Genomic DNA, 21,032 nt, shown 5'->3' with positions numbered 1-21,032 from the left:
TGAGCGTCTTAAATGCAGTTAGAAACAAAATCATTCACCGAATATTTGCCCTAATAAAAAACCAAACCATGTATAAAAATGGTTTGGTTTTATCATAGAAATCAAGATGACATTCCTGTTTATGAGACAGCCCCTTGATTTTTATTAGACTACTGGTACATGATAGTTTGTTAAGTGAAGCTATTGTTTAGCTAGATCTCTATTAAAAAGACTGCTTTATCTAATCAATTTGGGATATTGCTTTTGGTATTAATACCTCAACGATTTGATGTACAATATAAACCAGTCTAAAATAAATTTGTACAATTCATTCAAAATGAGTACACTTGATATATAGCGGTTTCAAAATTAGTTCTTTAACCTGTATAGCTATAATAGGATAAGACACCCTGATTTATAACTCCACCTATTCTCCACATATAGTCCACCTTTAGTCCACCTATTCTCCACTGTATCTGGTTTATACCCGGTCTATATCTGGTATTATCTCATAGTCATTCCGGTACTTTTTGGATACTCTCGTCTTAGCCCTAACTGACGTTATTTAATAATAAATATCTTAATATGCTGATACAAGGTGTTTTATTGTTTAATTACTAAGAAGATTACCTAATATTTTTAATCCTTCTTCCATTTCATCTTCAGAAAGTGAACCATAACCTAATCGAATACTATTGGCAGATTCATCGTCTGTATAATGAGTTGGAGGAACAATATCTATTCCTTTTTCATGAAGTTTAGTGATTATTTTATTCCAGTTAACTGTTTTTTTAGGCTCAATCCAGAAAGCGAGACCACCTTCCGGTAAATCATAATTTACAACATGGTGTAAATATTTGGCCAGCAAGTCGGCCATCAGATCTCTTTTTAATTTGTAATGATGGGTAGCCTTTCTGATATGCCTTTTCATGGTTCCGTCAATAATCAGTTCCAGTACGGCTTTTTCCATGATAGTATCTCCCTGTACATCTATTATTTTACGCAGATCGCCTATTTTTTTTAGTAATACATCGCTACTGGTGGCTAAATAACCAATGCGTAAAGCCGGGGCAACGACCTTACTCATAGTGCCTACATAAATATAATTTTTAAGCTCTAAAAAGCTTGACATGGGCAATAAGGGTCTGTAACCAAAGTGGAACTCGTTATCGTAATCGTCTTCAATAATAGTAAAGCCATATTGGTTAGAAAGCTCAATCAGCCTAAGTCTTCTTTGCAAACTTAAAGTAACTGTAGTTGGGTATTGTCTATGCGGTGTAATGTAAATGGCTTTAATACGCGGATTAGATGCTAATAAGGCTATAACATCATCAACAATGAGCCCATCTTTATCCAGTTTTACAGGTAATACTTTAGCTCCTACCATTTCGAAAGCTCTCCATGCCGATTTATATCCCGGGTTTTCTACAATAACACAATCATCTTTTTCAAAAAAACATTGGGCAATCAGGTACATAGCCATCTGGCTTCCACGGGTAATACAAATAGAATTTTCGTTAACTCGCATGCCACGTTGATGGTTAAGCATTTGCGCAATAGCAATTCTAAATTCCAGATCGCCAAAAGCACTGCCATATTCCATCATGCGCCACTTTGCCTTTCTGTTGAATATTTGTCGGTAAGCTCTGGAAAGCTCAGCCATAGGTGCTATTTTACTGTCAGGTCGGCCATCATCAAAAAAAATATGGAAAGCAGGAGCGGGTTGAGTTTTTTTGTTTTCTTTTACCAGAGAAGGTTTGTTTTGTTTGGCTGCGGAAAAGCCGGGTAGTGTATCCGACACAAAAATACCCTTTCGGCTTTTAGAGATTAACCAGCCCTCATTAATCAACACATCCAAAGCCTGTACTACTGTATTGCGGTTTACCTGTAGCAGCTGGGCAAGGTTTCTACTACCGGGTAGGGCATCGCCTGCTTTTAATCGTCCGGAATGAATGTCGCTAATTATAGCATCGGCAATTTGCAAATAAACTGCCTGATCAGATTGTTTATCTATTTCTATTTTTAAATCCCAGGGACGTAACATCTGGACTACCTAATTTTGTGTAAACTATACCAATTTAATCATCCAAAAATACTATATTTTAGCAACAAGAACTCTTTTTTGTAGAAAATTGATATTACAGGCTATGGATGAACAGATTATAGAAAATTTAAAATTGGTACAGCGCAGGATTGATAAGGCTTGCGAAAAAAATAACAGGGATAGTAGTGAGGTACGTTTGTTATTGGCAACCAAAACTGTTGAAGCCGAGCGGATAGCTATGGCTTTACAGCAGGGTTATAGACTGATTGCAGAAAATAAGGTACAGGAAGTTAAGTCTAAGTACGAGGTTTTAAAAAATATTGACCACGAGGCTCATTTTATTGGGCATTTGCAAAGCAATAAGATTAAAGATTTGCTTAAATGTGGGGTGTCGTGTATACAATCATTAGACAGATTTGATTTAGCCGAGAAGCTAAACCAGAGATTGGCTGCAATGGATAGAAAAATGGATGTATTTATTCAGGTAAATACCTCTAACGAAGAAAGTAAATTTGGTGCACACCCGGATGATGCTCTTGATCTGGTAAGAAAAGTAGCTGCTTTAGAAAATTTACAGATAAAGGGATTAATGACCATAGGTTTGTTTAGTGCGGAGACGGAAAAGGTACGACAATGTTTTAAATTGCTAAAAAACATACAACAACAGGTTTTGCAAGAGAATATACCCGGTGTGGAAATGAAGGAGTTATCTATGGGAATGAGTGGTGATCTGGAAACGGCTATTGAAGAGGGTGCTACTATTGTAAGGGTAGGAACAGCAATTTTTGGACAGCGGATTTACCCGGATAGCTATTACTGGAACGAAGGAATAAAATAAATAAAAAAGGGGGTGTATCAAAAGTAAAAATGTTGTCATTTCGATGAGTACAGCGAAGAGAAATCTCTTTCCTAAATACTTCTGAAAGAGACCCCTCGACTGCGCTCGGGATGACAAGGTGCTTTTGATACAATCCCCTACAGGTTAATTACATATAACCTAATATTTTAAGTACTTGTTTACTGTTTTGTTCCTCACCAAAAACTTCGTAATTAAAAGTTTCGTCTCTGTTTCTTCTAATGAGTACATGTTTAGGAGAAGGCAATAAACAATGGTGAATACCTCCGTAACCGCTTAATACTTCCTGGTAAGCACCTGTATGGAAAAATCCAAGATACTGAACCTTTCTTGTTTTGGGCATAAAAACGTTATTCATGTGGGCTTCCTGATTGTAATAATCCTGACCATCGCAGGTAATACCACCAAGGTTTACACGTTCGTATTCAGAATCCCAGTTATTTATAGGCAATAAGATATATTTTTGGTTTAGTGCCCAAACATCTGGCAGGTTGGTAATAAAAGAACCATCAAGCATTAACCATTTTTCGCGGTCATTTTGTTGTTTTCTTCCTAAAACCTTATATAAAATACCAGAAGCCTCGGCTACAGTATATTTTCCAAATTCTGTAATAATATCCGGTTCAATAACTTCATGTTCCGCACAAATCTCTTTAATACGTTTTACAATTTCGTTAATCATGTATTCATAATCGAAATCAAAAACTAAAGAATCTTTAAAAGGCATACCACCACCAATATCAAGTGTATCCAAGTGTGGATTTACCTTCTTGAATTTACAATAAAGCGTAACGTATTTCTCTAATTCGTTCCAATAGTAAGGTGTATCAGAAATACCAGAGTTTATAAAGAAATGGAGTAGTTTTACTCTGAAATAAGGATTTTTGCTGATTTTTGAATTGTAAAATTCAATTACATCCTCATGTCTGATACCTAAACGTGACGTATAGAATTGAGAATCTGGTTGTTCTTCAGCTGCTATTCTAATCCCCAGATTGCAAGGTGTTTCCAGTTCAACTTCATCATCGTAAAAATTAAATTCCTCTTTATTGTCTAAAACAGGAATAATATTTTTAAAACCATCATGAAGCATATCTATGATATACTGTTTATATTGAAATGTTTTAAATCCGTTACAGATGACCGTAATGTCTTTGGTTACTTTTCCTTTTTTCTCCAAAGCATCAATCATAGGCATATCAAAAGCAGAAGAGGTTTCCAGGTGTATCTCGTTCTTTAATGCTTCTTCTACAATATGCTTGAAATGAGAGCTTTTAGTACAATAGCAGTACTTGTAACTTCCACGGTAATCATTTTTTAAGATTGCCGTTTGAAACAAGATCTTTGCCTGTTGTATTTTTTTACTGATTAAAGGAAGATAAGTGAAACGAAGGGGAGTACCATAGGTTTCTATCATTTCCATCAAATTCAGGTCATGAAAATAAAGTTCATCGTCTATAATGTCAAATCCCTCTTGAGGAAAACCAACGCTAAGATCCTGAAATTCTTGATAACTCTGCATTTTATTCTTTTAAAATTTCCGCAAAAATGTAATTTTTAATTGGAAAAAACTCATGTTATTGTTAAAAATTACCACTTATATAAAGCACTATTGAATAAAATAACCTAAATGTGATAAATAGGTTTTAATAAAATCTATTTATCTTCTTGTTAACCAGTATTATAAAGGGTTTTTGGTGATAATCGAAAGACTATTTATAAACCCTAAAAAATGTTGTTTTTTTTGAGAATTAAAATTTATATCTGCGGTTCTCCGTATACTTTGTAATTGATGTTTTTTATTTTTAGACAGTATAAGGCAATATTGTATATTTTTGCACCATGAGTTTTTTGAACAAAGCAATTAGCGAGGCTTTTAAGTCTTTATTTGATATAGATATTCAGCCAGACCAGATTAATTTAGAGCAAACTAAAAAAGAATTTGAAGGACACCAGACGCTGGTAGTTTTTCCTTTTGTAAAACAAACCAGAAAATCTCCGGAACAAACAGCACAGGCAATAGGAGAATTCTTGAAAGAGAACTACCAGGAAGTTGCTGATTTTAACGTCATAAAAGGCTTTTTGAATATTGTTTATGCTGATAACTTTTGGCTAGACGTTTTTGAAAAAGAAATTTCTGATTCTGCCTTTGCGCAGCCAGAAGCTAAAAGCGAAAAGGTGATGGTGGAGTATTCTTCGCCTAACACCAATAAACCATTGCATTTAGGCCATATCAGAAACAACCTTTTAGGTTATTCTGTAGCAGCATTATTAAAAGCAAATGGTTACAACGTTATCAAGGCTAACTTAGTGAACGATAGGGGTATTCATATCTGCAAATCTATGCTGGCATGGGAAAAATATGGGAACGGAGAAACACCGGAAGCTTCAGGCTTAAAAGGGGACCATCTGGTTGGGAAATACTATGTTATTTTTGATAAAGAATATAAAAAAGAGATAGATGCCCTAAAAGCGGCAGGAAAAACAGAAGAAGAAGCTAAAAAAGAAGCACCTTTAATTAAAGAAGCACAGGCCATGCTCTTAAAATGGGAGCAGGGTGATGAGCAGGTAATTAACTTATGGAAAAGAATGAATTCATGGGTTTATGCCGGTTTTGAAGAAACTTATAAAAAACTAGGTGTAGATTTTGATAAATATTATTACGAATCTGATACTTACCTTTTAGGAAAAGATATTGTTGAAGAAGGATTGGAAAAAGGTGTTTTCTTTAAAAAAGAAGATAATTCTGTTTGGATAGATCTTACGGATGAGGGTTTGGACGAAAAATTGGTAAGGAGAGGAGATGGCACATCTGTGTACATTACACAGGATTTAGGAACCGCTCAGTTAAAGTATGATGAGTTTGGTGTAGATAGATCTATATACATTGTTGGAAACGAACAGGACTATCATTTTAAAGTACTGTTCCTGATATTGAAAAAACTGGGAAAATCATGGGCAAATGGTCTTTATCATCTATCTTATGGTATGGTAGACTTACCAAGCGGAAAAATGAAATCCAGAGAAGGTACTGTGGTAGATGCTGATGATTTAATTGACGAGATGAAGCAAACCGCTAAGGAAAAAACCGAAGCCTTGGGTAAAGTAGATCATTTTGATGAAGAAGAAAAAACCAGACTTTATCATATGATAGGAATGGGTGCATTAAAATACTTTTTACTTAAAGTAGAACCCAAGAAAAGGTTATTGTTTGACCCTAATGAATCTATCGATTTTCAAGGGAATACAGGGCCATTTATCCAGTATACTCATGCCAGGATAAGATCTGTGTTGTCTAAAGCATCTTTTACAGAAGGATTACAGGCCAGGCCAGAAACACTGAAAGAAACAGAACTGGAGTTGATTCAATTACTAAGCAGGTACCCGGCTACATTGAATAACGCTGCCAGAGATTATAATCCGGGCGCTATAGCCAATTATGCTTACGACTTAGCAAAATCATACAATAAGTTTTATCAGGCAGAGAGCATTCTCAAAGTTGAAGATGAAACCTTGAAAAATTTCAGGTTAAATTTATCTTACCATATAGCCAATACTATTAAAAAAACAATGGGGCTATTAGGAATAGAGGTGCCTGAAAGAATGTAGTATAAAAAGAATTTAATTTTTAGAAACGGAGATAGCTGATAGCAGGTTTTCTTTTCCTTGTGATACTTAGTTTGATGAGGATTGAAAATAGAAACTTACAACTATCTCCGTTTTTTTATATAAAACTCAATAATATTTTTGGTTAAATCTTGTTTTAGGAGATTGCTTTGTGCTGTAAATTAATAAGCATTCAGGAACAATATACAGAGAAACTTATTTGTTTGATTTTAAAACTTTGGAAAATAATAAAGGGATTTGTTTTGAGATTAGTGGAGCGAAAGACGAGATTCGAACTCGCGACCCCAACCTTGGCAAGGTTGTGCTCTACCAACTGAGCTACTTTCGCTTAATTTAAAAAATCCCTTGTCTTTTGGACAAGGGATTTAGTACTGAAGGCGGGAATCGAACCCGCACTCGCTTTAAGGCGAACAGGATTTTAAGTCCTGCGTGTCTACCAGTTCCACCACTTCAGCCTGGCTTTAACCAAAAAAGATATTGCTACCTTTTTCAGAGCGAAAGACGAGATTCGAACTCGCGACCCCAACCTTGGCAAGGTTGTGCTCTACCAACTGAGCTACTTTCGCTTGTTTTTTAAAGAACGTTTCCTCGTTTGAGGGAGTGCAAATATAGATAGAAAAAAGCATTCTGCAAGGGTATACTACATTTTTTTTTAATTAATTTGTTAACTCGTTATTATTCAGGATAAAAAAAATGATATTACTTTCGTAGCCTTTTGATAATGCATGGTTGATGAGCTTATTTTTAGTCTTCAGATCTTTTTTAAAACCCAAAGTTTGCATCTTTTTTTTCAAAATATCAGTCAACGTCTCCAAATATTCCTCTTCGTTAATTTGGTTTAATGCTTTTTTGATGATAGCAGGAGGTACCCCTTTTAGTTTTAAGCCTTGTTTAATCTTAATTTTTCCCCAGCGTTTAATACGAAACTTACCCGATACATAAGCTGAAGCAAAACGAGCCTCGTTTAAAAAGTTGTTTTCTATCAGATACGAAATAATGGTATCAATCTCTAAACCTTTAATACCAAGTTTAAATAATCGGTCCCTTACTTCCTGCTGACTTCTTTCCTGATAAGCACAGTAACTTTCCATGGCAAGTTTAGCGGCATCGTAACTATATATTTTTTTATTTTTTTCTTCTATCATCGTTTCTAAAATTAGTGTATTTCATGAATAATATCCAAATTTGCATATACCATGGCGGAGCACAACTACACTATTTCCCAGATTGCAAATCTAGTAGGCAATCAGAACTTTCTTTCACAACCAGATCAGATTATTGTTAACCTTTTAACAGATAGCAGAAAAGTAATAAATGCATCCCATTCGTTGTTTTTTGCTTTAAAAGGACGTAAAAATTCACATCAGTATATTCAAAATCTGTATCAGCAGGGCGTAAGGGCTTTTGTATATTATGACCGTCAGTTCGATATAGCTGCATTTCCGGATGCTAATTTTATATATTCGGAAAATCCTGTAAAGGCATTACAGCTGTTATCCATACAGCATAGAAAGCAGTTTGATTTTCCTGTTATTGGTATTACCGGAAGTAATGGAAAAACTATTGTTAAAGAATGGCTTTATCAGCTTTTAGCAAAAGATTATGCCATAGTAAGAAGCCCCAAAAGTTATAATTCTCAGATAGGAGTGCCTCTGTCAGTCTGGAAAATGTCAAACAGCTATAATATGGCCCTGTTTGAAGCGGGTATTTCGGAACCTAACGAAATGGAAAACCTGCAAAAGGTTATCTTACCCACTATTGGCATATTTACCAATATAGGAAGTTCGCATGACGAAGGTTTTGCTGATACAACACAAAAGATTAAGGAGAAATTTAAGCTCTTTAAAGAATCTGAGATCTTGATTTGCAATAAGAGATTTGAACAATATGCTTTCCAGCACACAAAGGTTATTACGTGGAGTAAATCAGATCCAAAAGCGGATTTATTTGTAAACGATATCAGAGAAATAGAAAATAACACCCGTATCTCAGCAGTTTTTCGGACTAATGAAATTAATATATCCATACCTTTTAATGATAAGGCAGCTGTAGAAAACGCCATAACGTGTTGGTTGATTTTATTGGAATTAGGAGTAGATAATGAAAGTATTCAGAACAGAATGTTAAGGTTACAACCCGTAACCATGCGTCTGGAGATGAAAAGTGGAGTAAATAATTGTTCGGTAATTGACGATTCTTATAATTCGGATCTTTCGTCACTGGAAATTGCACTTGATTTTCTGGCGCATCAGAAACAACACGAGAAAAAAACACTCATTCTTTCAGATATTCAGCAGTCAGGATTAAGTGCCGAAGAATTGTATAAAAAAGTGGCTGATTTGTTAGAATCCAAAGAAATAGATCGTTTAATAGGTATAGGTAATGAAATTAGTCAATATAAGGCTCTTTTTAGCCCCTCTGCGAGATTTTATAACCATACAGACACATTTATTCAGAATTTTAAAACAGCTGATTTCAGGAACGAAACCATATTGATAAAAGGGGCTCGTGATTTCGGTTTCGAAAGAATAAGTAAAGCATTAAGTCAGCAAGTACATGAAACGGTTTTAGAAATAAACCTAAACGCTATGGAACATAATCTTAACTATTACCGGTCTAAGCTTGCACCAGGAGTGAAGCTAATGACCATGGTAAAGGCTTTTGGTTATGGAAGTGGTAGTTTTGAGATCGCTAATCTTTTACAGTTTAACCATGTCGATTATTTGGCTGTGGCTTATGCTGATGAAGGGGTTACGCTCAGACAAAATGGAATTACTTTACCTATTATGGTTATGAGCCCTGAAAGTTCTTCTATAGAAGCCATTGTAATGCATCATCTTGAACCGGAAATATTCAGCTATGAAGTACTTACCGCTTTTACTGAATATTTAAAAGATAAAAACATTAAGAACTACCCTATACATTTAAAGGTAGATACAGGAATGCACAGGCTGGGTTTTATGCCTGATGATGTTGATGAATTGGTAGATTACCTGCTTTTAAATCACCATGTAAAAATACAATCTGTTTTTTCGCATTTAGTAGGTAGCGAGTCGGCACAACATGATGACTTTACCAAACAACAAATTAGCTTGTTTAAAGCCTTTACAACGAAGTTAGAGGATAATCTGAAATATACCTTTATTAAGCATATTTGTAATACCTCGGCTATTACCAGATGGCCAGAAGCCCAGTTTGATATGGTGAGGCTAGGGATTGGATTATATGGTGTAGATAATTTTACTGATGATGATAAAAATCTGGAACATGTAGCTACTTTAAAAACTACAGTTTCCCAAATAAAACAACTAAAAAAAGGTGAGACTGTAGGCTATGGCAGAAAAGGAGTGATGTTTCATGATGGAAAAACCGCAACTGTAAAAATTGGTTACGCAGATGGTTATTTAAGAGCTTTAGGTAACGGAATTGGAACTATGCTTATTAATAACCAGGAAGTAAGTACAGTTGGCAATATTTGTATGGATATGTGTATGCTTGATGTAACAGACAAAAATGTACAGGTAGGTGATGAGGTGATTATCTTTGATTCGCAAAAAAGTTTATATAAAATGGCTGAAAAGCTAAATACAATTCCTTATGAGGTATTAACTAACGTTTCTCAAAGGGTGAAAAGAGTTTATTATTACGAGTAATTTTTAGCAGGCTATGAAAAAGATATTTAATGCATTTATAACATATTGCCTTAAAGGAGTTTTATTGATACTTCCTATAGGTGGGGCTTTATTCCTTTTGTTATGGGGTTTTTCAACCTTAGATTCCTTTCTGAATTTTAGCGAGAGCTTTTTATTGGATCCGGAAACCGGAAAACCGCTATATATACCAGGGTTAGGGATTTTGTCTATTATAATTGTTGTTTTTGTAGCAGGTATTATTGCTACATTTTTAATTACAGAGCCTATTTATGCATGGATAAACAGGCAAATTAATAAAGTTCCCATACTCCGTTTTTTATATTCATCGGTAAAAGACATAACAGAGGCTTTTGTTGGGGACGAAAAGAAACTGAACGAACCTGTTATTGTTGAAATGGTTTCAGGTATTAAAAAAATAGGATTTCTTACCCAGAAAGACTTAAGAGCAATAGGACTGAAAGATGAAGTAGCGGTGTATTTTCCGTGGTCTTATTCTTTTGCAGGAGAATTGGTTATTGTAAAAGCAGATAGAGTAAAACCATTAAATGTTTCGTCTGCACAAGCTATGAAATTTATTGTTTCGGGTGGTGTAACTTCTATTCATAATTAAAAACCCGCAAAACAACTTTATAAGCAGTCAGATAAAATGGTTGAGAAGTAAAAAAGGCATCGCTTAAACGATGCCTTTTTTAATATCTTTTGTCAAGAATATAAAATGATTAAAAATCATCATCGTCATCGTCGAAATCGCCGAATCCATCACCCACGCCTAAGTCATCAAGAGGAAAGTCTATGTCATCATCCTCATCGTCAAACTTATTTTTCGCATTAGACTTTGGTAAAGACTCATCTGAAAGATCTTCATTCAGTTTGTCGCTCTTTGTTGGTTTTTTGGGAGTTTTCATTAACGTAATTTTTTTCTTCTATTCTCTTGTATTTAATATTAAAGGTGGGATAATTGTCATTATCCAGACCTCAAAAATAGGAGGAAAATCGATATCCAAAAAAAAGTTTTTACAATTATTCGCTTTTTTCTCCTATCTCAATATTCTCTGTGTTTTCAATGTCCTTTAACTGAGGTAAATCCAAGATAGAATTTATCCCAAAATAATCTAGAAAATATTCACTCAACCCGTATAAAATAGGTCTTCCGGGACCTTCTGCCTTTCCTTGTATCGTTATAAAATCCTTTTCCAGCAATCTTTGCATCGTATAATCACAGTTAACGCCCCGTATCTGCTCTATCTCCAGCTTGGTAATGGGTTGCCTGTACGCAATAATTGCCAGTGTTTCCAACGAGGCCTGACTCAACTTCTTTTTAGAACGTTGAATTTGCAATTGTTGTATTACAGGCTGCATGTTTTTTTTAGTTAAAAACTGATAACCTCCTCCCGAATTCACCAATTCAATAGCATGCAAATCATCGGCATACCGATTATGTATATTTTCCAGATATTGATTTAGTTCTTTATCTGAAAGATCATCACCAGTAGCGGCCTGTATGCAAAGAACAATTTCTTCTTTTCTGACACTGGTGTCAGAAGCAAAAATCAAAGCTTCAATATATTTCTCAACCATTTTACTGTATTAATAGTTGATTTCCTGTTGTACCAAATTTTCAAGATTACGCCATTGGTACAATTGATTTCTCAATTGAGGTTCAAAACCTGCTTCACGTATGGCTTCTTGTATGCCGTTAGACGTAAATCTATGAGGAGCGCCTGCTGCGCTAACTACGTTTTCTTCAATCATAATTGAACCAAAATCATTAGCGCCCGCATGTAAACAAAGTTGTGCTACATGTTTACCAACAGTTAGCCATGATGCTTGTATATTCTTAACATTAGGTAACATTATACGGCTTAATGCAATCATTCTAATATATTCATCACCCGTAACGTTATTGCTAATTCCTCTGATTTTTTTTAATAAAGTGCCATCGTCCTGAAACGGCCAGGGAATAAAAGCGGTAAAACCATAATTACCTTCTGGTTTTTCAGCCTGTACTTCTCTTATCCAAACCAAATGCTCAAAACGCTCTTCTATGGTTTCTATATGACCAAACATCATTGTTGCAGAGGTAGCAATATTTAGTTTATGAGCTGCCCGCATGACATCCAACCATTCTTGTCCACCACATTTACCTTTAGAAATAAGCCTTCTTACACGGTCGTTTAATATTTCTGCACCAGCACCGGGTAAAGAGTCAAGTCCTGCTTCCTGCATGGCTTTCAGTACATCATAATGACTCATGCCTTCCAGTTTGCAAACGTGAGCAATTTCGGGTGGACCTAAGGCATGAAGTCTTAAAGTAGGGTAGAGTTCTTTTAATTGTTTAAACAGATCGACATAAAACTGTAATCCTAAATCCGGATGGTGCCCACCTTGTAATAACAATTGGTCGCCCCCGTATAAAAAAGTTTCCTCTATTTTTTTCTTATAAGTTTCAATGTCAGTTATATAGCTGTCTTCATGACCAGGCCTTCTGAAAAAATTACAGAACTTGCAATTGGCAATACAAACGTTGGTGGTATTTACGTTTCTGTCTATTTGCCAGGTAACTTTACCATGTGGTACTTGAATTTTTCTGAGTTCATTAGCAACATACATTAATTCAGGCGTAGTTGCGTGGTGGTAAAGGTGTATACCTTCTTCCATGCTCAGAAAATCAAACCGAAGAGCTCTGTCCAATAAATCAGGAATATTCATACAACAAAAATACTGTATTTAGCTGTATTTATATATGTGAATATGGTAAAAAAGGATAATCGTTGTTTTTACACCTAAATATTATCCTTTTTAATATCCCTGTTAAGATTAGCTTATTTTTGAGCTAACTTTTTCAATTCTTTTTTAGAAAGCTCTTTTTGTAGTATTTCTTTAGGAACCTCTGGTGCCTTTGATGGCTTTTTGTCGCCTATTTTTGGCTCTTCATCACCATAATAAAAATTAGTGTTTACGTAATTATAAATCAGGGCATCCAAAGACTCTTTAAAGTTTTCGGGTCTTTTTATACTAAAAGCATCCTTTTTCAGGTAAAAGACTCTTACTGAAAAACGATAAGTTTTATCATCCTCATTATATTTTACAGCTTGAGCTAATGGTGTTTGTGGATATACAACATCTCCGGGGGTAACTTTAACAGTACCTTTAGCAAAACCGATATATTCAGCTAATGATCCGTCTTCATGTTGAATGGTCATACTGTTAGTAGAGCTTTTAAAAGAGTGTTTTGTACCGGGTGTAACATCATATTTATCAACTATTTTCACTACGATTCCTTTCCTGATTGAGAGAAGATCTGTTGGTACCTTGGTCCTGAAACTGAATGATTTGTAGGCATCCGGAGTCTTTTCTCCGGTAAGTGTAGCACTAATTAATCCTGGTTTCCCTATTATATATTCTGTATTTGGAGGAATAGGAAGGGTGTATACAAAATTGGTATCTATCCTGTTGTTAGGATAGCCTAAAAAGTACCTTACTGTATAAGTACTAAAAGTTATAGAGACTGAATTATCACTAGGCTTTATCTTGGCTATGGTGCCTTGTTTATTATTTATGTACCCAAATATTTCATCATTACATGAGCAATTTTTAAGATCATTAAGTTTAACCATGGCGTAATAATTTCCATAACCCTCATTTATGTAGTTAAAATCTATACTTTTGTCGTTGTTTCTTGCCGAACTTGTTGTAATCTCTTTTTGCGCAGAAACAGAAAGACCAATAGCTAAAAATGGTATAATGTAGAAATACTTTATCATAATAAGTTTTTAGATTTATGCTTGTGTTAAATATAAATCTATTTTGTAAATAAAAATATATTGATGCTAAAATTTGAGAAATTTAAATTAGATAATGGACTAACGGTCCTGGTACATGAAGATCATAACACGCCAATGGCTGTTTTAAATATATTATATGATGTGGGGGCCAGGGATGAACAGGAAAGCCAAACCGGTTTCGCCCATTTATTTGAGCATTTGATGTTTGGAGGATCGGTAAATGTTCCATCCTATGATGAACCTTTACAAAGAGTAGGTGGCGAAAATAATGCTTTTACCAGTAACGATATTACCAATTATTATATCACGCTGCCTTCAGCAAATCTGGAAACAGCTTTTTGGTTAGAATCTGACAGAATGTTAAGTCTGGCTTTTTCAGAAAAAAGTTTAGAAGTACAGCGGAATGTAGTGTGTGAAGAGTTTAAACAAAGGTATCTTAATCAGCCGTATGGCGATGTATGGTTGAAATTAAGACCTTTGGTTTATAAAGCACATCCCTATAAATGGGCGACCATAGGAAAAGAGTTGTCACATATAGAAAATGCTAAAATGGAAGATGTGAAAGCCTTTTTTCAGAAACATTATAATCCTCAAAATGCTGTTATGGTGGTTGGCGGAGATGTTACTTTGGAAAAAGTGAAAGAACTTTCAGAAAAATGGTTTGCTCCAATTCCGGCCGGAGAGAAATATGTGAGAAATCTTCCGCAAGAACCAGAACAACTGGCAGAGGTTTCGGAAACAGTTTATGCAGATGTACCTTTAAATGCTATCTACAAAGTATTTAAAATGGTAGGTAAAACTGATGAGAAATTCCCGGTTTACGACCTTATATCAGACATACTCTCCCAGGGAAAATCGTCCAGATTGTATCGGTCTTTAGTTAAAGAGCAGGAATTGTTTACAGATATAAATGCTTACAATTATGGAAGTATAGATACAGGAATGTTTGTAGTTGAGGGACGTTTAAATGAGGGTGTTGATGTAGAAAAAGCAGATGCAGCAATCTGGAACGAATTGGGAAAACTAAAACAGGAAATGGTTTCTGATAACGAGTTGGTAAAAGTGAAGAACAAATTTGAATCTGTTTTTGAATTTGCAGAAATGAATCTTTTGGATAAAGCTATGAATTTAGCTTTTTATGAATTGTTGGGCGATGCCAATGATTTTAACACTGAAATAGAAAAATACCAGAAGGTAAACAAAGAGGAAATAAAGGAAGTTTCAAATTCGATCTTTCAGAAAAGCAAATCAACAACATTATACTATTTATCTAAATAAATGCTAAACAGAACGCAAGCTCCCGAATTTAAAGGGGTAGAACATATTAATTTCTTAAGAGTACAAAAAAACGAGCTGGATAATGGTATTCCTGTTTTTGTGTTAAACGGTGGAGATCAGAACCTGGTAAGAGTGGAGTTTATTTTTGGCAATGTAAATTGGGATGCAGAAAAACCTTTGCTAAGCCAGATTACCAATTCCATGTTAAACGAAGGAACGGCTAAACTAAATAGCGCAGATATAGCCAATCAAATAGATTTTTACGGTGCTTATTTTCAGACAGAATTTGGATTGGACAGATCTACCGTTACGCTATATTCATTAAACAAATATTTAGAAAACACTTTACCTATTGTTCAAGATGTATTAACCAACTCTATATTTCCACAAAAAGAGCTGAACAATTTTTTAAATAACCAAAAGCAACGGCTAAAAGTCTCTTTAGAAAAGAAAGATTATTTAGCCCGTAAAAGGTTTAATGAGTTAATGTTTGGAAAAACATTATACGGTTATTCTGCCTCTTTAGAAGATTACGATACAGTAAAAAGAGAAGATCTGATGGTTCATTTTAAAAAACAGTACCATCCTCAAAATTGTACATTGGTGGTTTCCGGGAAATTTGATGAAACAGCATTAATGGCTCTTTTAAATCAATTGTTTGGAAATTGGGAAAGTGAAGCTCATTTTACACCTAATCAATTCCATATTAACAAGATAGAACCTGTTTTTGATATTACAGAAAAAGAAAATGCCTTGCAATCAGCTATTCGGCTTGGTGTACAAACAGTAAACAGAACCCATCCCGATTTTGTAGGTTTACTGCTCTTAAATACAGTGTTGGGAGGTTATTTTGGAAGCCGTCTGATGAATAATATCAGAGAAGATAAAGGATATACTTATGGTATTGGTTCTGGTAATATTTGTCTGGAAAATGTAGGTTATCTTACCATAGGATCCGAAGTAGGGGTAGATGTATGTAAAGCGACTTTTCAGGAAATAGAAAAAGAGATCAATATTCTGAGAACACAACCTGTGCCTGATTCTGAACTGGAAGTTGTTAAGAATTTCTTTTTGGGAAGCGTATTGGGAAGTCTGGAAAACATATTTTCACATGCAGATAAGTTCAAAAGTATTTATTTCTACGGTTTAGATTATACTTATTTTGACAATTACATCGAAAAAATAAAAAATATAACAGCCGAAGATCTAATGCATCTGGCTAATAAGTATCTGGATTACGATAAATTGGTTAAAGTGGTAGTAGGTAAATTTGGGTAGAGTATAAACTCTTATAAAAGCGAAAAACAGAGGTTTAAAATAATTCTTTAAAAATATTTTTAAACTTTTGAATTAATTACCATATTTGTGACACAACAAAAAATGAATACAATAATAGTAAATAAAAGCTGGTGGTTCTGCGATTAATCGTAGGCAACCTGCTATGTATATACTATAGATGAAATAATACAAGGGCTGCCATTATGGTTGCCCTTTTTTTTTAACCGGTTTTTTATGAAAGAAATTTTAAATACGCTTTTTGAACATAAGACTTTCAGTAGAGAACAGTCTAAAGAAATCCTGATTAAAATGACGTCAGGAGAATATAACGAAGCACAAATGGCTGCTTTTACGACTGCCTATTGTATGCGTAGTATTACGGTAGAAGAGCTTTCTGGTTTTAGAGAAGCTATGCTTGAACTTTGCCAGCACCTTGATTTAAATAAAGATTTTAACCTGATAGACCTTTGCGGCACAGGAGGCGATGGAAAAGATACCTTCAACATTTCCACTTTAGCTTCTTTTGTGGTAGCAGGAGCAGGTTACAAAGTAGCCAAGCATGGTAATTATGGAGTATCATCTGGTTGTGGTTCATCCAACGTTATGGAGTATTTAGGTTATACATTTACCAATAACTCCGATACTTTACGCAATACGCTGGACAAAGCAGGTATTTGTTTTTTACATGCACCATTATTTAATTCGGCTATGAAAAACATTGCACCAGTACGGAAAGGATTAGGTATAAAAACCTTTTTTAATATGCTGGGGCCAATGGTTAATCCTGCCAAACCACAAAATCAATTAGTAGGAGTTTTTAGTTTGGAGCTGGCTCGTCTGTATGCATATCTATACCAAAAATCAGAGGTAAACTATGCGATTTTACATGCTTTGGAAGGTTACGATGAAATTTCATTAACCTGCGACTTTAAAGTGTTTTCTAATGAAGGAGAGCGTATTTATGAAATAGAAGCCTTAGGTTTTGATAAAGTAGATCCAAAAAATATAACCGGAGGTTCTACAGTAGAAGAATCTGCAAAAATATTCAAGTCAGTATTAGAAAACAACGCTACAACAGATCAGAATAATGTTGTATTGGCTAATGCTGCCATGGCATTAAAAACGCTGGAACCAAAATGGAGCTTTGCAGACTGTTATTATAAAGCAGAAGAATCATTAACAACCGGAAAAGCACTAAAGGCCTTTAATACGCTATTATCATTGCAATAAGATGAAAATTAAAGTATGCGGAATGAAATATGAGGGTAATATAGCAGAACTTGCTACTTTACAACCCGATCTGATGGGATTTATTTTTTATCCTAAATCTAAACGCTTTGTAGGTCTTGATTTTGAACAAAAGCATCTACACAGCTTAAACAGATCAATTGAGAAAGTAGCCGTTTTTGTAAACGCTCTTCAGCATGAAGTTTCGGAATTTAGTAAAATGTACGGTATACGTACAGTGCAGTTACATGGAAACGAAACACCACAGATGTGCGAGGCATTAAAAAAAGAAGGTTTTAGTGTTATAAAAGCTTTTGGTGTGGATGATCAGTTTGATTTTGCCAACTTAGAACCATATATAAACGGAGTTGACTATTTTCTTTTTGATACTAAAACAGCAGCGTATGGTGGATCAGGGAAAACCTTTGACTGGCAGATTTTGAATAATTATAGCCTAGCTATCCCGTTTTTTTTGAGCGGAGGTTTAAGTAACGAAAACCTACAGGCTGTAAAAAAAATTAAGCATCCTCGGCTTTATGCTGTAGATCTTAACTCTAAATTTGAAACAGAGCCGGGAATAAAAAATATAGAAAGCCTTCAGGAAGCATTTAAATTGATAAGAACAGAAAATGAAGAACAGTAAATATAGAGTATCAGAAAACGGATATTACGGTGATTTTGGCGGTGCTTATATCCCCGAAATGCTGTATCCAAATGTAGAAGAGTTAAGATTGAACTATGAGTCAATCATTGCCAGTGATGATTTTCAAACAGAATTCAAATCACTTTTAAAAGATTATGTAGGCAGACCATCTCCATTGTATTATGCTAAACGATTGTCTGAAAGGTATGGAGCCAATATCTTCTTAAAAAGAGAAGATTTAAACCATACCGGTGCACACAAAGTGAATAATACTATTGGACAGATATTACTGGCGCAAAAGCTAGGTAAAAAGCGCATTATTGCCGAAACGGGAGCAGGTCAGCATGGTGTGGCAACGGCAACGGTTTGTGCTTTAAAAGGCTTAGAGTGTGTGGTGTACATGGGCGAGATAGATATAGAAAGGCAAGCACCTAACGTGGCGCGTATGAAAATGATGGGAGCTACCGTAATACCGGCAACATCGGGAAGTAAAACGCTAAAAGATGCTACCAACGAAGCTATGAGAGATTGGATTAACAATCCGGAAGACACTCACTACATTATAGGATCTGTGGTAGGTCCGCATCCATATCCAGAAATGGTAGCTCAATTTCAATCCATCATATCAGAAGAAACTAAAAAACAACTGAAAGAGCATACAGGATCTGAATTACCCGATTATGCTATTGCTTGTGTAGGCGGAGGAAGTAATGCAATGGGAATGTTTTATCATTTTCTGGATGACGAAAGTGTAAAACTGATAGCAGCAGAAGCAGCGGGTTTAGGAGTAGATTCGGGTCATTCAGCGGCAACATCAAAATTAGGAAAAGAAGGTGTTTTACACGGATCAAAAACTATTTTGATGCAAACAGAAGATGGTCAGGTGGTAGAACCTTATTCTATATCGGCTGGATTGGATTATCCTGGTATAGGTCCCCAGCATGCACATTTGCATAAGATAAAAAGAGCCGAATACGTAAGTATAACAGATGACGAAGCTTTACAGGCATGTATGTTATTGTCAAAATTAGAAGGTATTATTCCCGCTATAGAAAGTGCACATGCATTGGCTCAGTTAGAGAAAATGAAATTCAATGGTGGAGAAAATGTGGTAGTTTGCTTGTCGGGAAGAGGAGATAAGGATCTGGCTACTTTTATGAAATACTTTAATTTATAATATTTTCGATTGCAGTTTTTGGTTGACCGATTAACAAACAATGAAAATTAACCCATGAGCATAAAATGAACAGGTTACAGAAGTTATTTAAAGAAAAAAAACAAAATATATTATCTATATATTATACGGCAGGTTATCCGGAATTAGATTCTACGCTAAAGATAGCCCAGAAACTGGAAGAAGCAGGAGCAGATTTTTTAGAAATAGGATTTCCTTATTCTGATCCAGTGGCCGACGGATCAGTTATTCAGCGAAGTTCGCAAACAGCACTGGAAAGCGGTATGTCAGTAAAAGTTCTTTTCGAGCAATTGAAAGACTTAAGAAAGCAGGTAAATATTCCTATTTTATTGATGGGTTATGTGAATCCTATGATTCAATATGGTGTTAAAGAATTTTGCCAGAAAGCTAAAGAAGTAGGAGTAGACGGTGTAATTGTACCTGATTTACCGATGTACGAATACGAAGATTTATATAAACAAGATTTCCTGGATAATGGTATCTCAAATATATTTATAGTGACTCCACAAACGTCTGAAGAACGTATCCGTAAAATAGACGAGTTATCTAATGGTTTTATTTATTTATTATCATCATCATCAACAACCGGAAGCGCATTAAATATTTCTGATGACATTACAGCTTATTACGAACGTGTAAAAGCAATGAACTTAAAAAATCCATTGATTATTGGTTTTGGTATATCGGATAATAATTCTTTTATGAGAGCAAATAAATATGCTAACGGTGCTATTGTGGGATCGGCTTTTGTAAAGAGTTTAGGAGAGAGTGGAAGTGATTATTTAGCTAATATCAATAGTTTTATAAAAAATATAAAAGGTTAGCTTTTAGTTGCTATATTTAGAAAAAGCTATTCAGAATTAAAAGTGTTCCCCAGAGCATCAACATCTGTAATCTAATGGTGCAATAGTTGTAGATGTAAATTTTGGATAGCTTTTCCTTTTAAATTAGCCTGATTATACATCAACCTCTCTGCTGATTTCTTAAAACCCGGATCTGATCATGAGATAGTTTTAATGAATGCTGTTGATTCTTAATTATTTCTTTGATAAAAGCCGGGATATGTTCTTCGTCTAAAGCTTGTTTGTATGCTTTTTGAACCGCATCTTCGCTGTGTTCGCAGCTGTCTAATATAGACTTTCGGTCGGCATCGTCAAACATATTTTTAATATCCATCCACGCCCGATATATTGTTCCGGCAGCGGTAGTTCCAATATCGGTATTTTGGCGACTCACTTCCAGTTCTTCTAAAAGTTCGTTTCTAAAACGATGGCTTTCTTTTATCATGTCTGCAAAAATGGCTTTTAGGTCGCCATTACCAGCATCGGGTAATTCGTGAATTGCTTTTTCATAAGCTTTAATGCGGTCGTTGTTAATTTGCACCAAATCGGTTAATACCATTCTGGTATCTTCAGGATATGTTTTCATGGCTTCTACAATTGAAATTAAACTTGGTATAGAAATAAC

The 21,032-nt window shown here is 35.0% G+C and carries 18 protein-coding genes and 3 tRNA genes; 10 read left to right on the top strand and 11 right to left on the bottom strand.

The features are described from left to right. Positions 1-589: 589 nt before the first annotated feature. Entirely contained in the window at positions 590-2,023 is a 1,434-nt protein-coding gene (gene pdxR / locus ACFSAH_RS16065) for a MocR-like pyridoxine biosynthesis transcription factor PdxR (RefSeq protein WP_379663758.1), read from the bottom strand. 103 nt (positions 2,024-2,126) lie between these two features. Here pdxR and ACFSAH_RS16060 point away from each other — a divergent pair, with 103 nt between their 5' ends. Beyond that, positions 2,127-2,861 (top strand): YggS family pyridoxal phosphate-dependent enzyme, encoded by a 735-nt coding sequence (locus ACFSAH_RS16060; RefSeq protein ID WP_379663757.1) that lies wholly within the window; start codon positions 2,127-2,129, stop codon positions 2,859-2,861. 148 nt (positions 2,862-3,009) lie between these two features. Here ACFSAH_RS16060 and ACFSAH_RS16055 read toward each other — a convergent pair whose 3' ends face one another. Further along, entirely contained in the window at positions 3,010-4,401 is a 1,392-nt protein-coding gene (locus ACFSAH_RS16055; RefSeq protein ID WP_379663756.1) for an arginine decarboxylase, read from the bottom strand. Positions 4,402-4,721: 320 nt separating this feature from the next. On the opposite strand from ACFSAH_RS16055, the gene argS reads away from it, so the two are divergent. Beyond that, entirely contained in the window at positions 4,722-6,488 is a 1,767-nt protein-coding gene (gene argS, locus ACFSAH_RS16050) for an arginine--tRNA ligase (RefSeq protein WP_379663755.1), read from the top strand. 270 nt (positions 6,489-6,758) lie between these two features. On the opposite strand, the gene ACFSAH_RS16045 is transcribed toward argS, so the two are convergent. The 4 genes from ACFSAH_RS16045 to ACFSAH_RS16030 form a co-directional block, all read right to left on the bottom strand. Beyond that, positions 6,759-6,834 (bottom strand) — tRNA-Gly (locus ACFSAH_RS16045). A 41-nt stretch (positions 6,835-6,875) separates the two neighbouring features. Further along, a tRNA-Leu gene (locus tag ACFSAH_RS16040) sits at positions 6,876-6,961 on the bottom strand. 38 nt (positions 6,962-6,999) lie between these two features. Beyond that, positions 7,000-7,072: transfer RNA gene (locus ACFSAH_RS16035), tRNA-Gly, on the bottom strand. A 90-nt stretch (positions 7,073-7,162) separates the two neighbouring features. Next, positions 7,163-7,651 (bottom strand): regulatory protein RecX, encoded by a 489-nt coding sequence (locus ACFSAH_RS16030; protein ID WP_379663754.1) that lies wholly within the window; start codon positions 7,649-7,651, stop codon positions 7,163-7,165. A 51-nt stretch (positions 7,652-7,702) separates the two neighbouring features. Between ACFSAH_RS16030 and ACFSAH_RS16025 the strand changes: the two genes are divergently transcribed. Both ACFSAH_RS16025 and ACFSAH_RS16020 read left to right on the top strand, forming a co-directional pair. Next, positions 7,703-10,159, top strand: coding sequence for a bifunctional UDP-N-acetylmuramoyl-tripeptide:D-alanyl-D-alanine ligase/alanine racemase (locus ACFSAH_RS16025; RefSeq protein ID WP_379663753.1), 2,457 nt, complete (start codon positions 7,703-7,705; stop codon positions 10,157-10,159). A 13-nt stretch (positions 10,160-10,172) separates the two neighbouring features. Continuing rightward, complete coding sequence (locus tag ACFSAH_RS16020) at positions 10,173-10,769, top strand: DUF502 domain-containing protein (RefSeq protein ID WP_379663752.1); 597 nt, start codon at positions 10,173-10,175, stop codon at positions 10,767-10,769. 109 nt (positions 10,770-10,878) lie between these two features. On the opposite strand, the gene ACFSAH_RS16015 is transcribed toward ACFSAH_RS16020, so the two are convergent. The 4 genes from ACFSAH_RS16015 to ACFSAH_RS16000 all read right to left on the bottom strand — a co-directional run bounded on the left by ACFSAH_RS16015 (position 10,879) and on the right by ACFSAH_RS16000 (position 13,923). Next, complete coding sequence (locus ACFSAH_RS16015) at positions 10,879-11,064, bottom strand: hypothetical protein (RefSeq protein ID WP_379663751.1); 186 nt, start codon at positions 11,062-11,064, stop codon at positions 10,879-10,881. Between the two features lie 115 nt (positions 11,065-11,179). Beyond that, positions 11,180-11,737: an SMC-Scp complex subunit ScpB gene (gene scpB / locus ACFSAH_RS16010; protein ID WP_379663750.1), complete on the bottom strand. Its 558-nt coding sequence runs from the start codon at positions 11,735-11,737 to the stop codon at positions 11,180-11,182. Between the two features lie 9 nt (positions 11,738-11,746). Further along, positions 11,747-12,868: a CofH family radical SAM protein gene (locus tag ACFSAH_RS16005; protein ID WP_379663749.1), complete on the bottom strand. Its 1,122-nt coding sequence runs from the start codon at positions 12,866-12,868 to the stop codon at positions 11,747-11,749. Positions 12,869-12,981: 113 nt separating this feature from the next. Next, positions 12,982-13,923, bottom strand: coding sequence for a hypothetical protein (locus ACFSAH_RS16000; RefSeq protein WP_379663748.1), 942 nt, complete (start codon positions 13,921-13,923; stop codon positions 12,982-12,984). Positions 13,924-13,986: 63 nt separating this feature from the next. On the opposite strand from ACFSAH_RS16000, the gene ACFSAH_RS15995 reads away from it, so the two are divergent. From ACFSAH_RS15995 to trpA, 6 genes are all read left to right on the top strand, one after another. After that, the gene (locus ACFSAH_RS15995) at positions 13,987-15,222 is read left to right on the top strand and encodes a M16 family metallopeptidase (protein WP_379663747.1); all 1,236 of its coding nucleotides are present in this window, start codon (positions 13,987-13,989) and stop codon (positions 15,220-15,222) included. Further along, the gene (locus ACFSAH_RS15990) at positions 15,223-16,500 is read left to right on the top strand and encodes a M16 family metallopeptidase (RefSeq protein WP_379663746.1); all 1,278 of its coding nucleotides are present in this window, start codon (positions 15,223-15,225) and stop codon (positions 16,498-16,500) included. It abuts the gene before it with no gap. Between the two features lie 234 nt (positions 16,501-16,734). Further along, on the top strand, positions 16,735-17,730 hold the full coding sequence (gene trpD, locus ACFSAH_RS15985) for an anthranilate phosphoribosyltransferase (protein ID WP_379663745.1): 996 nt from the start codon (positions 16,735-16,737) through the stop codon (positions 17,728-17,730). 1 nt (position 17,731) lies between these two features. Further along, a complete protein-coding gene (locus ACFSAH_RS15980; RefSeq protein WP_379663744.1) occupies positions 17,732-18,370 on the top strand; it encodes a phosphoribosylanthranilate isomerase in 639 nt (212 codons plus the stop codon). Then, the gene (gene trpB / locus ACFSAH_RS15975; protein ID WP_379663743.1) at positions 18,357-19,547 is read left to right on the top strand and encodes a tryptophan synthase subunit beta; all 1,191 of its coding nucleotides are present in this window, start codon (positions 18,357-18,359) and stop codon (positions 19,545-19,547) included. The genes ACFSAH_RS15980 and trpB overlap by 14 nt, the downstream gene beginning before the upstream one ends. Positions 19,548-19,612: 65 nt before the next feature. After that, positions 19,613-20,389 carry a tryptophan synthase subunit alpha gene (gene trpA / locus ACFSAH_RS15970; RefSeq protein WP_379663742.1) on the top strand — a complete coding sequence of 259 codons (777 nt, stop codon included), beginning with the start codon at positions 19,613-19,615 and terminating at the stop codon, positions 20,387-20,389. 139 nt (positions 20,390-20,528) lie between these two features. On the opposite strand, the gene ACFSAH_RS15965 is transcribed toward trpA, so the two are convergent. Beyond that, positions 20,529-20,993, bottom strand: a complete 465-nt coding sequence (locus tag ACFSAH_RS15965) for a PA2169 family four-helix-bundle protein (RefSeq protein ID WP_379663741.1) — start codon at positions 20,991-20,993, stop codon at positions 20,529-20,531. Positions 20,994-21,032: the final 39 nt, after the last annotated feature.

It is taken from the genome of Pseudopedobacter beijingensis (assembly GCF_042678145.1).
GTDB lineage: Bacteria > Bacteroidota > Bacteroidia > Sphingobacteriales > Sphingobacteriaceae > Pseudopedobacter > Pseudopedobacter beijingensis.
The sequence above is the reverse complement of the archived record's forward strand: the minus strand, read 5'-3'. Positions and strand labels throughout refer to the sequence as shown.